The following is a 13,209-nucleotide window of genomic DNA, read 5'->3' on the forward strand; positions in this document are numbered from 1 at the left end:
ACTTTATTGATTGTCCCCTCAGGCGCCGGGCGGGCGCATCCGCGCCCTTGGCTTACGGCGCATGTGCGCCGGGCTGGCGGTCGCCGACCTGGTTGCTGCTTCGCGGGCGTGGGCTGCGCAAAAAAATCCCCCTGTCTGGCGTCAGACAGGGGGAGGGAGGAGGACCGAGATGATAAGGGAGGCCGGGTTACTTCACCGGCTTCAACCGCACGACGGCCCCGCCCGATCCGGCCAGATCGAGCGACAGGGTGCCGTCCGCTGTCAGGGTGCTGGATTGGCGCGACAGGCTGGTGGGGGTGGGGCCGTCAGCGACGATTTCCGCCTTGTAGCGGCCGGCGGGCAGGGTGAGCGGCAGGGCGATCTTGCGCGCCTGTTCATTATTCAGGACGCCGATGAACCATTCATCGCCCTTGCGCCGGGCCAGCGCGATGTAATCGCCGACCTCGCCCCCCAGGAACCGCACCTCATCCCAACTGCTGGGCACGGCGCGGATGATGTCCAGGCCATCCTGGCCCTGATAGGCGTCGGGATTGTCCGAGACGCAGGCGAACGGGCTGTCATAGACGACATATTGCGCCAGACCATGGGCGCGCGTCGTCTGCACCAGGGGCAGGTGATTGCGCGGCTTGAAATCGGCCGGGCTCACGTTGCGGAAGCCGCCGGGCGTGTAATCCATGGGGCCGGTCAGCAGGCGGGTATAGGCCAGCATGACATTGTGGCTGGCCGTGATGCGCGTGGTCCACTTGTTGTACTCCGCCCCCAGCACGCCTTCCTGCGTCAGGTAATGCGGATAGGTGCGGATCAGGCCCGTGGGGTGATAGGCGCCATGCAGGTCGACCAGCAGATGGTGCTTTGCGGCCGTCGACAGCAGGCGGTGATAGTAATCCACCATCTGCTGATCGTCGCGATCCATGAAGTCGACCTTGATGCCCTTCACGCCCAGGCGGGCGTAATGTTCCATCACCGCGTCCATGCGTTCATCCAGCGACCGCCAGTGCATCCACAGGAACAGGCCGACCTTCTTCTTGGCGCCATAGGCGACCAGCGCCGGCAGGTCGAAGCCAGGGGCCGTGCGCATCAGGTCGGCACCGGGCAGCACGGTGCCGCCGCCGCCGGAATTCAGGTACCAGCCATCATCGACCAGCATATAGGGCAAGCCATTGGTGGCGGCGAAATCGATGAAGGACTTGGTGGTCTCATCATTGGCCTGGACTTTGCCGCTGCCGGGCTTGATCCAGTCGTTCCACCAGTCCCAGGCGGCCTTGCCCGGCTTGATCCAGCTGGTATCCGTGATCGACGTTTCCGGGTTCAGCGCCGTGATCAGATTGCTTTCATTCAGGGCGCCGGGATGGCGGGCCAGCAGGATGACGCGCCAGGGCGACAGGGCGCCGTCGGCCGGGATGGGGCGGCGCACGGCCAGTTTCGGGTCGTCAAGGCGCGGTGACAGCACCACCTGCGCCCCCAGCGTGCCATCATCCTGGCCCGACAGATACAGGCCGGCATAATCGCGCAGATCGGCTTCGGTCAGGGCGAAGGCGGGCCCGTCGGTGCCGGTGCGACAGACCAGCGGCGCCTCATACCGGTTATGGGGGCGCAGGCGGCTGGCCTGCACGGGGTCGAATTCGCCTTCATGGCTGCTGCCATAATGGCCCAGGTTCAGACCCCAGCAGCCGAAATCGCCGGCGAAATTGAAGGATGTCAGCTCCGCCCGCAACAACAGGTCCGGCAGCGCCGGCTGGGCCGGCAGGCGGTAGCGCAGGGCCACGCCATCATCATAGGCGCGGACGATGACATCCAGCTTGCGGCCCTTGCCGCCGTCACGTTCGGTCAGGCTGACGGTGATTTCATTGAAATGGTCGCGCGCTGTCGACACCTTGCCCACGGGCAGGCTGTAATTCTGATCGACGCTACGCCGGCTGTTGCCGGTGATGGCCAGCCCGCCGGACAATTGTCCCGTATCGGCCAGACGCAGGCCCAGGGGGGAGGGGGACAGGATGGCGGTGCCGGCATAATTGACGGCATAGGTCAGGCGGCCCTGGTCATCCTGGTCCAGGGTGACAGCGACATTGCCGGCTGGCGATGACAGGGTCAACGGCTCCGCCGTGGCGGTCAGGGCCGTGGCCGACAAAAGCCCGGACAGGATCAGGGCGGATAGGGGGCGACGCATGGGGTTTCTCTCCTGTTCGCAGGAAGGCGATTATTATAATTTATACGATATAGATGCAAGCGGGGGTCGGACCGGGTCAGACAAGCCCGCGGCCGCGCAGGCGCAGGGCCAGCATGGGCGTGGTGTTGTGCTGTTCGGGCAGGTTGATTTCCACACCCTGCGCGGTTTGCCGGAAGGGCAGGGGGCTGCCGTCGCGGCCCAGCAGGTCCACCCGCTCCACCATGCCATGGCCCTCGCCGGCCAGGGATGTGATGGTCAGGCGGCCGTCCGCCGGCCATTCCATGGCCAGCGCGTAAAGCGCGTCGCCCTTGGCCGTGAAGCGCAGATCGGCAGAGGTGAAGGGGGCGCGCTTGGCCTCGTCCCGGTCCAGCTTGGTCGGGCCTTCGCCATAGCGGCGCCAGGGGCGGGTGTCGAAGATCGCCTCTCCATTCGTGGCGGTCCAGGCGGCCAGCCCGTTCAGGAAACGGATTTCCAGATCGTCCAGGCTGCCATTGCCGCGCAAGGGGATGGAGAGCAGCAGATTGCCATTTTTCGACACGATGTCGGACAGGCTCTGCACCACCTGTTTCAGGGATTTATAGCCGCCATCCTGATAAAGCTGGCGGTTATAATGCCAGTCGCCGATGCAGGTGCAGGTCTGCCAGGGCTCGGGCAGGATATCCTCGACAAAGGTACGCTCGTGATCCTCCACGATGGCGCGGCGCTGCTCCGGCTGGGTCAGGCGCTTGCCATTGACCACCACCTCCAGGGCCCCGCCATGCCAGCGGCGGCTCTGATTGTAGTAATGCGCCGTGATGTCCAGCCCGGCCTGGCCCAGCGGCAGGGCGGTATTGTCGAAATAGACCAGATCGGGGCGGTACTTCTCGATCAGGTCGACGGCGCGCAGATACCAGGATTTGACGAAATCCGGCCGGCCGGGGGGCGGGGTCTCCACCCAGTCGCCCGTAACCCGCTCCTGCCAGTCCTTCATGGCCTTGGCGCTGGTGAAGCCGTCGGCGGCGGGGATGATGCGGCCGGTATAAAGCTCCTGCGGGTCCAGCCCCTGCCAGTATTTGCCGGCCCCGTCGGCGCGTGTCAGGTGATAGGCGTCGTACCGGACCCCGGCCTTGGGCCCTTCGGCATCATAGGAATAGGCGGCCTGATACCAGTGCCAGGCGTGGGAGCCGTGGTTGGAAACGCCGAAGCGCAGGCCGCTGCTGCGCGCCAGCTTCTCCCAGATGCCGACAATATCCTTCTTGGGGCCCAGGCGCGTGGAATTCCAGGGGTGGAAGCGCGAGTCGAAATTGTCGAAATTGTCGTGATGCTGGGCCATGGCCACGAAATAGCGGGCGCCGGCCTTCACATAGCGCGCCATCAGGTCGCGCGGGTCCCATTTTTCCGCTTTCCAGGTGCCGATGACATCGATGAAGCCATGTTCGCTGGGATGGCCATAGGTGGCGATATGGTGGGCATGGGCGGAATCGCCCTGCATATAGATCCGGCGCGCGTACCAGTCGCCGAACTCCGCCGCGCATTGCGGCCCCCAATGCGCCCACAGGCCCAGCTTGGCATTGCGGAACCAGTCCGGGGTGCGGTAACCCGCGGCCAGGCTGTCCCAGCTGGGCTGAAACAAGGCGGTTTCGGCGCTGGCTGAAGGGGCGGCGGACAGTTCCGCTGCCAGTCCTGCTGCGGGCATGCTGCGCAGCAAATCACGTCGCGTCAGGCTCACGGCCCATCTCCTTCCCTGATAACTTGTTGATTCTGCTATTTTTACGGTGCGCGGTGCGCATCATATCCTATTTGTCTGATAAATCATCTATACACCCTTGCGCCCCGCCGTTGGTAGCGGTATCATTGGCCCAACAAGCAAGAATTGCCATGTCGGCCCTGGGCTGCGGGCATTTCGGGGGAGGATGCAGCTGTTCTGGGGTCCGGCGAGCCGGCCGGTGGAGCGCGCTGCCTTGGAAGGCGCATGATGGGAATTCGCAATTCGCTTCTGATGGGCGCTGCCGGCGCCGTGCTGATGTCGGCCCTGGGTCTGGCGTCGCTGGCCGCCGATGCGACCGCTAATGCAATCCCGCCGGGATCGGATGGCAAGACAGGCATCGCGCATCCCGCACGCTGGCCCGCCGCCAAGGGCCAGCGTCTGGCCGACCCGGCCACGGAAGCCCGCGTCACCGCCATCCTGTCGCGTATGAGCCTGGAGGAAAAGGTCGGCCAGATGATCCAGGCCGATCTGCCGTCGATCAAGCCCGACGATCTGCGTCAATATCCGCTGGGCTCTGTTCTGGCCGGTGGCGACAGCGCGCCGTTCAACGCGCCCGACCGCTCGCCCATCGGCCCCTGGGTGGAAACCGCCCGCGCCCTGCGTGCCGTGGCCCTGGAAAAGCGGCCGGGGCATGAACCGATCCCCCTGATCTTCGGGGTCGATGCCGTGCATGGCAATTCCAACATCGTCGGCGCCACCCTGTTTCCGCACAATATCGGTCTGGGCGCCGCCAACGATCCCGACCTGATCCGCCGCATCGGCGCCGCCACGGCCAAGGAAACGGCGGCGGCCGGGGTTGACTGGGCCTTTGCCCCCACGCTGGCCGTGCCGCAGGACGATCGCTGGGGCCGCACATACGAGGGCTATTCGGAAGACCCGACCATTGTCGCCCGCTATGCCAGCGCCATGGTGGAGGGGCTGCAGGGCCGCATCGGCCCCGACAGCACCGTCCAGAAGGGCCATGTGGCGGCGTCGGCCAAGCATTTCCTGGGCGATGGCGGCACCACGGGCGGCATGGACCAGGGCAATACGGAAGTGTCGGAGGATGAGCTGATCGCCATCCACGCCGCCGGATATCCGCCCGCCATCGAGGCCGGGGCCATGACGGTGATGACCAGCTTCTCCTCCTGGAACGGGGTGAAGATGCATGGCAATGGCACGCTGATGAATGGCGTGCTGAAGGATAAATGGGGCTTTGACGGCTTCATCATCAGCGACTGGAACGGCCATGGCCAGGTGCCGGGTTGCAAGGATGACAATTGCCCGGCCTCCATCCTGGCCGGCATCGACATGCTGATGGCCCCTTACGACTGGAAGGCGCTGTTCAAGAATACCGTGGCGCAGGTCAAGGATGGCACCATTCCCATGGCGCGCATCGACGATGCCGTGCGCCGCATCCTGCGCGTGAAGGTCAAGCTGGGCCTGTTCGATCAGGCCCGCCCGTTGGAGGGCCAGGACAGCGCCGTCGGCAATGCCGAACACCGGGCGCTGGCGCGCGAGGCGGCGGCCAAATCGCTGGTGCTGCTGAAGAATCAGGGCAGTGTCCTGCCGCTGAAGGGCAATGCCAAGGTGATGATCGCCGGGTCCGGGGCCGATGATATCGGCCGGCAGTCCGGCGGCTGGTCGCTGTCCTGGCAAGGCACGGGCAACAAGAACAGCGATTTCCCCAACGCCCAGTCGATCTATGCCGGCTTTGCCGAGGCGCTGTCGGCCCAGGGTGGCAAGGCCATCCTGTCGGTGGATGGTGCGGCCAGGGACAAGGTCGATGCGGCGGTGGTCGTGTTCGGGGAAAACCCCTATGCCGAAGGGCAGGGCGATATCCCGACCCTGGAATATCAGCCGGGCGACAAGACCGACCTAGCCCTGCTGAAAAGCCTGAAGGCGCGCGGCATTCCCGTGGTGGCGGTATTCCTGTCGGGCCGGCCGCTGTGGGTGAACCCGGAGATCAATGCGTCCGACGCCTTTGTCGCCGCCTTCCTGCCGGGATCAGAGGGCGGGGGCGTGGCTGATGTTCTGGTTGGTGACAGCGCTGGCAAGCCGCGCCGCGATTTCCAGGGCCGGCTTTCCTTCTCCTGGCCGAAAAATGCTGCGCAATATCGGCTGAACAAGGGACAGTCGGGCTACGACCCGCTGTTTCCGGTCGGATACGGCCTGTCCTATGTTTCTTCCATGGCTGTTGTGACAGCGCTGTCCAGCCCGCTTTCCGAAGAATCCGGGGTTTCTGCGGCCACGGCCAACACTGACACCTATTTCACGCGCGGGCGCACCCCGGCCCCGTGGCGTCTGGCCCTGCGCCAGGGCGCGGCAGAGGTGCCGGTTGGAAACGATGGCAGCACGGTCAAGGCGGGTGAAGCCCTGTCGCTGCGCCCCGTCGATGCCGGCGGATTGCAGGGGGCGGGCCGCGCCCTGACCTGGACCGGCAAGGGGGACGCGGCGCTGGTGGTGACGGGCGGGCCTGTCCTGGATCTGGAACGCCTTTCCATGGGCAGTGCCCTGCTGCTGGACCTGCGGGTCGATGCCATGCCCAAGGGGCCGGTCCGTATTGCCGTCGGCAATGGCGGGGCGCTGGATCTGGCGCCCGTGCTGGCGGCCGGGCCGGTGGGCCAGTGGCGCAGCCTGAAGATCCGGATGACCTGTTTCAAGCAGGCGGGTGCCGACCTGAAGGCGGTCGCGACCCCGGTCAGCCTGTCCACGGCGGCCGAGGCCAGTCTTTCCGTGGCGACGGTCAGGATCGTGTCGGACGTGTCCGACGCCATCTGCCCGGCCGCCCTTCCCAGACCCTGACCCAAGGCGAGACGGCGGGGCCGTTCATAAGAACCGGCCGGGTAACCGGCCAACGGTAAGTGACCCATGAAAACAAACGCAGATGCGGGGGGATTGCAGATGAATAAAGTGAAGGCGACGATGGCCGTCCGGTGGGGTGGCGCTTCCATGCTGGCGCTGGCGGCCTTGCTGCCGGCCACCGCGATGGCCCAGACGGCGGACCAGGGTGGTCAGCTGGAAGAGATCATCGTCACGGGCATCCGCGCCCAGGTGCAGTCGGCCCAGGCGATCAAGCAGAATGCCAACCAGATCGTGGACAGCGTGACGGCCACCGATATCGGCGCCCTGCCGGACCGGTCGGTGACGGAAGTGCTGCAGCGCATCCCCGGCATCACCATCGGCCGCACGGCCGACGGCCGCGATGCCGACCGCATTTCCGTCGAAGGGTCGGGCGTGCAGATCCGCGGCCTGTCCATGGTGCGCGGCGAATTCAACGGCCGCGACAGCTTTGGCGCGCGCAATGGCCGCGCCCTGGGCTTCGAGGACGTGCCGCCCGAACTGATGGCCGGCGTCGATGTCTATAAGAACCCGTCGGCCGACCGCGTGGAAGGCGGCCTGGGCGGGACGGTGAACCTGCGCACGCGCACCCCGTTCGATGCCAAGGGTCGCATCCTGGCCGCGTCGGTTGATTATTCCTATGCCGATCTGCGCAAGGAGGGCAAGCCGTCCTTCTCTGCCCTGTACAGCGACCGCTGGGAACATAACAAGCTGGGCGAATTCGGCGTGCTGTTCGACGTGTCGGACAGCAAGCTGTCTACCCGCGCCGACACTTTCTCTGTCAATCCCTACCGCGAACGGTCGGGCACGCCGGGCGCGTCGAACTACATCGCCGGTGTCGCGTCGGGCAAGACGGTCTATGTGCCCGACGGCTGGGGTTACCGCACCCTGGATTTCGAACGTGAGCGCTTCGGTCTGGCCGGTGTGGTGCAGTGGCGCCCCGACAATCGCTGGGACATCACGCTGCAATATCTGCGCTCCGCGGCCGAGCAGGCGGCGCTGGAACATGTGGTCGGCGTCAATACCGGTTCGGCCAACGGCCCCGCCAAGGGCACGAATTTCGAATATGATGCCAACGGCTATTTCGTGAAGGGCACCATTTCCAACGCGGCCGACGGTACGGGTACGACCCATGACATCGACCTGCTGGATGCCCGCTGGAACCGCCGTTATTCGGTGACGCAGGATGCGTCGCTGAATGTGAAGTTCGCACCGACCGACGCCTGGTCGTTTGAAGGCGACGTGCAATATGTGAAGTCGACCACCAAGTCGATCGACTTCACCATCTTCGACGCGCTGCCGGGCAACAGCGCCCTGCCGGCGGCCACGCTGGACCTGACGGGCGGTCTGCCCAAGATCACGATGAATGTGGCCGACGCCTACCGCACCAATCCGGCAAATTATTACTACAGCGCCGCGATGGACAACCATCAGCGTAACGAGGCGGACCAGTGGGCCGAACGGTTCGACGCCGAATATACCTTCGACGATGACTGGCTGTCGTCCGCCCGGTTCGGCGTGCGCCATAACAAGCGCGAGGCCACGACGCGGGACAGCAACTATAACTGGGGCTGGATCAGCCAGACCTGGACGGGCGAAGGCGTGTCCACCTTGGACAAGTCGACGAAGATTCCCTATGTCAGCTACGGCAGCAACAATTTCATGCGTGGTGCCATCACGCAGCCGGGCGTGTTCCTGGTGCCGGACGGCACGCTGGCCAAGAACTATGTCGACGCGGCCAAGGCCGTGCTGGCGACAGAGAAGGAGCCGAGCTGGGGCGGTGGCTGGCGTCCGTTCAACGGCGATTACGAGGCGCAGACCGGCGGCGGCGGCGGTGTAAACCGTCAATCGGAAGAGACATTTGCCGCCTATGCCATGACCAGCTTCGCCAATAGTGTGAACCTGTTTGGCGAGGCCAAGGATGTCGACGGCAATGTCGGTGTCCGCTATATCCACACCAAGACGCGTGGCACCGGCCTCAGCATTGTGCCGTCCGCCTCCTCTCTGCAGCTGGGGACGGGAACGGCCGCCAACATTTTGGCCTTCTTCAACGGCACCCGGACCGATTTCGAAGGCGGGCGCACCTATGATTACTTCCTGCCCACCTTCAATATGCGCGTGAAGCTGACGGACGAGTTGCAGTGGCGTGTGGCTGCCGGTCGCTCCATCGTCCGTCCTGACTTGCAGCAGCTTTCGCCCACCTTCAATGTCAGCGCCACGGCGGGTCAGCTTGTCGGCGGCGTCTGCCAAACCGGTGGTTCGTCCGGTGGTAACAACAACTGTATCTATCAGTATACGGGCTCTGCCGGTAATCCGGACTTGGCCCCCATCCGGTCGAACCAGTATGACATGTCGCTGGAATGGTACTTCGCCCCGACGGGCAGCATCACCGGCGCAGCCTTCTACAAGGACGTCTATGGCTTCGTGACTACGACGCTCCAGACGGTCGATTTCACCAATAATGGTGTTACCAACAAGATCCTGACTAACCAGCCCTACAATGCTGGCCATGGCACCATCAAGGGCTTTGAAATCGCCTATTCGCAGTTCTACGACTTCCTGCCGGGCCTGCTGTCGGGTCTGGGCTTCCAGGGCAACCTGACCTATATCGACGCCAAGGGTACGCGCAATGCCGCCGTCAACCCCTATGACGCCAACCAGTTGGCCATCGTCAAGGGCAGCACCGACCTGCCGCTGGAAGGCATGTCGAAGTGGTCCTATAACCTGCAGGCCCTTTATTCCTACGATCCGGTGGAATTGCGCCTGGCCTGGAACTGGCGTGACCGCTATCTGCTGACCACGACGGCGGCCAATATCAACATCCCGGCCTGGGCTGATGATTATGGTCAGCTGGATGCGTCCGCCTTCTACACGGTCAACGAGCATCTGAAGGCCGGTGTCGAAGCGGCCAACATTTCCAACTCCCGCACCAAAATCCTGGTCGGGTTCCCCGGCAAGCTGACCATGCATAACTGGGTGGATGCCGATCGCCGCTACACCTTCGTTTTGCGTGCCACCTATTAACCCGGCCTCCTCCCTTATGGCTGGCAACTCCGGGCCGGCGTAAAGCCGGCCCGGGTCCTTTTTTTGGGAGGGCGTATCAGTTTGCGGTACCGTAGGTCGTGGGTGAGGCAAGGCCGAACCCCGACAGGCAACGGCACCGGCAATGTCGGGGTTCGCGGACGCTCACCCGCGACCTACGGCATCAGCAAAAGACACCGCCAAGGTGCGCATCATGTTCAGCGGGAGGAAGGATCATGCAGGGCAAGGCCCATGACATTGTCATTGTCGGCGGCGGGACCGCCGGATGGATGGCGGCTGCACTGCTGGTGACGGCGACCAAGGGTCGGCTGGGCCGGATCACGCTGGTGGAATCGGCGGAGATCGGGACGGTTGGCGTGGGCGAGGCCACCATTCCCCCCATTCAGTTCTTCAACCAGATGCTGGGCATTGACGAGCGTGATTTCGTGGCCCGCACCCAGGGCAGTTTCAAGCTGGGGATTGAGTTCCGCAACTGGACCAAGCTCTCCCACAGCTATATCCACCCGTTCGGCAGCTATGGCGCCAATATCAGCGCCGTGTCCTTCCACCAATATTGGCTGCGCGCCCGGGCCCATGGCGACCCCACGCCCATCGGCGATTACTGCCCGGCCATTGTCGCGGCAGAGGCCGGCCGGTTTGCACCCGAAATTCCGCAAGGGCCCGCGACGGCCCCGCTTCTGTCCTATGCCTATCATTTCGACGCCTCGCTCTACGCCGCATATCTGCGCGAACTGGCGGTGAAGAAGGGCGTGGTGAGGATCGATGGCCGCATCACCGGCGTACGCCAGCGGGCAGAGGATGGCTATGTCACCACCCTGGACCTGGCCGATGGCAGCACGGTGACAGGCGACCTGTTCATCGACTGTTCGGGCTTCCGTTCGCTGCTGCTGGGCCAGACGCTGGGCGTGGGCTTCCGGGACTGGAGCCGCTGGCTGCCGTGCGACCGCGCGCTGGCCGTGCCGTGCGAGGGGACAGAGGCGGTGACGCCCTATACACGGTCCACGGCGCATACGGCCGGCTGGCAATGGCGCATCCCGTTGCAGCACCGCATCGGCAACGGCCATGTCTATTCATCCGCCTTCATGGGGGATGAAGAGGCGGCGGGCCTGCTGCTGGGCCATCTGGATGGCAAGGCGCTGGCCGATCCGCGGCCCCTGCGCTTCACGGCCGGGCGGCGGGAACGGGCGTGGGAACGCAATGTCGTGGCCGTGGGCCTGTCCAGCGGCTTCCTGGAACCGCTGGAAAGCACGTCGATCCATCTGATCCAGATGGCCCTGTTCCGCCTGCTGGCCCTGATGCCCACCGATATTCGCGACCAGGCGACGCGCGATGAGTTCAACCGCCTGACTGAACAGGAATATGAACATATCCGCGACTTCCTGATCCTGCATTACCACGCCACGCAGCGGGATGATTCCGACTTCTGGAATTACTGCCGGACCATGGGCGTACCCGACAGCCTGCGCCACAAGATGGACCTGTTCCGGTCGCGCGGCCGCGTGGCCCGCTTCGACGGGCAGCTGTTCGCCGAAGCGTCCTGGGTGGCGGTGTTCCTGGGCCAGGGGGTGGACCCCGTCGCCTATGACCCCATGGCCGATGTGCTGCCGGAGGTGGATCTGCGCCGGCGCCTGCAGCAGAACCTGGATTATGTGCGCGCGTCCGTTGCCGCCATGCCGACCCACCGTGACTTCCTGAACCGCCATTGCAAGGCGCCGATGGCGGCCTGATCCGCCCTTCACCCAAGGAGCCGAGATGCCGTTTCCCCGATTTTCCCCGCTGCTGGCAGCATCCGCCATCGGCCTGGTCCTGATTGCCGGCCCCGTGCGCGCCGCCGACGCGCCCATGCCCCGGATGGTGACGGAGGACGGGCGCCATGCCCTGCTGGTCGATGGCAAGCCCTTCCTGCTGCTGGGGGCGCAGGTCAACAACTCCTCCAACTATCCGTCGGCCCTGCCCCAGGTCTGGCCGGCGGTGGCGGAGGTGGGGGCCAATACGGTCATGGTGCCCATCGCCTGGGAACAGGTGGAGCCGGTGGAAGGCCGTTTCGATTTTTCCTTTGTCGATACGCTGCTGGAACAGGCCCGCGCCAACAAGGTGCGGCTGGTGCTGCTGTGGTTTGCGACCTGGAAGAATAACGGCCCGTCCTACGCCCCTTCTTGGGTGAAGCTGGACAATGACCGGTTCCCGCGCGTGGTGGAGGGCAAGGGCATTGTCCGCAATTCCCTGTCGCCACATGCCAAGGCCACGCTGGAAGCCGACAAGAAGGCCTTTGTCGCCTTCATGCGCCATCTGAAGCAGGCCGACCCGCAGCGCACCGTGATCATGGTGCAGGTGGAGAACGAGGTCGGCACCTATGGTGCCGTGCGCGACCATGGGGCCGAGGCGGAGAAGCTGTTCCGCGGCCCCGTGCCGGCCGATCTGGTCAAGGCCATGAAGAAGCAGCCCGGCACCTGGGCGCAGGTCTTCGGCAAGGATGCGGACGAGTTCTTCCATGCCTGGCATATCGGCCGCTATGTCGATCAGGTGGCCGAAGCCGGGCGGCGTGAATATGACCTGCCCCTGTATGTGAACGCGGCGCTGCGCGACGTGTTCAACGACCAGGACCCCTATACCTATTCATCGGGCGGGCCCACCTGGAACGTGCTGGACATCTGGAAGGCGGCGGCCCCGCATATCGACCTGCTGGCGCCTGACATCTATCAGGATGCCTATCCCAACTATACCAAAACGCTGGAGCAATATGGCCGGCGCGACAATCCGCTGCTGGTGGCGGAGATGGGCAGCAAGGCGCTGTATGCCCGTTACCTGTTCGCCACGCTGGGGCAGCAGGGCATCGGGTTCAGCCCCTTCGGCTTCGATTATACGGGCTATTCCAACGGGCCGCTGGGGGCGGACAAGGTGACGCCGGAAACGCTGGCCCTGTTCCGGCTGGCCTATCGCGCCGTCACCCCCATCGCGGGTCTGATCGCGCAGCAAAGTCTGAAGGGCAAGGTCTGGGGCGCGTCGGAGCCCGACAGCGAACATAGCCAGACCCTGACCCTGGGCAAGGCCCCGTGGAAGGTCGAAATCTCCTACGGCATGCCGCAGTTCGGCACGGGCAAGCCCCCCGGCAACCCGTCGCCCATGGGCGGGGCCGTCATCGTGGAGATGGGGGAGAATGAATATCTGGTCACCGGTATGCATGCGCGGGTGGATTTCCACACCACGCTGGACGGCCGCGCCACCCAGTTCGAAACCGTGCAGGAAGGCCGCTTCGTCGATGGCGTCTTTGTGGCCGACCGGGTGTGGAACGGCGACCAGATCGATTACGGCCTGAACCTGACCGACCGCACGCCCCTGCTGCGCGTGAAGCTGGCGACGTACAAGGCGCGGGTGCGGTGAGGAATATTTCCGCTTTTCTTCCGTCATCCCGGCCTTCGCCGGGGTGACGGAA

The 13,209-nt window shown here is 64.7% G+C and carries 6 protein-coding genes; 4 read left to right on the top strand and 2 right to left on the bottom strand.

Going from position 1 to position 13,209, the window contains the following annotated elements; genetic code table 11:
• Positions 1–187: 187 nt before the first annotated feature.
• Positions 188–2,167, bottom strand: coding sequence for a glycoside hydrolase family 97 protein (locus tag ACODTW_RS12255; RefSeq protein WP_488946299.1), 1,980 nt, complete (start codon positions 2,165–2,167; stop codon positions 188–190).
• 76 nt (positions 2,168–2,243) lie between these two features.
• Complete coding sequence (locus ACODTW_RS12260; RefSeq protein ID WP_488946300.1) at positions 2,244–3,875, bottom strand: alpha-L-fucosidase; 1,632 nt, start codon at positions 3,873–3,875, stop codon at positions 2,244–2,246.
• Between the two features lie 243 nt (positions 3,876–4,118).
• Here ACODTW_RS12260 and ACODTW_RS12265 point away from each other — a divergent pair, with 243 nt between their 5' ends.
• The 4 genes from ACODTW_RS12265 to ACODTW_RS12280 all read left to right on the top strand — a co-directional run bounded on the left by ACODTW_RS12265 (position 4,119) and on the right by ACODTW_RS12280 (position 13,157).
• Positions 4,119–6,698, top strand: coding sequence for a glycoside hydrolase family 3 protein (locus tag ACODTW_RS12265; RefSeq protein WP_488946301.1), 2,580 nt, complete (start codon positions 4,119–4,121; stop codon positions 6,696–6,698).
• A 99-nt stretch (positions 6,699–6,797) separates the two neighbouring features.
• On the top strand, positions 6,798–9,758 hold the full coding sequence (locus ACODTW_RS12270; protein ID WP_488946302.1) for a TonB-dependent receptor: 2,961 nt from the start codon (positions 6,798–6,800) through the stop codon (positions 9,756–9,758).
• Positions 9,759–9,991: 233 nt separating this feature from the next.
• Positions 9,992–11,503 carry a tryptophan halogenase family protein gene (locus ACODTW_RS12275; protein ID WP_488946303.1) on the top strand — a complete coding sequence of 504 codons (1,512 nt, stop codon included), beginning with the start codon at positions 9,992–9,994 and terminating at the stop codon, positions 11,501–11,503.
• A 25-nt stretch (positions 11,504–11,528) separates the two neighbouring features.
• Entirely contained in the window at positions 11,529–13,157 is a 1,629-nt protein-coding gene (locus ACODTW_RS12280; RefSeq protein WP_488946304.1) for a DUF5597 domain-containing protein, read from the top strand.
• Positions 13,158–13,209 lie beyond the last annotated feature (52 nt).

It is taken from the genome of Niveispirillum sp. FG148 (assembly GCF_057809655.1).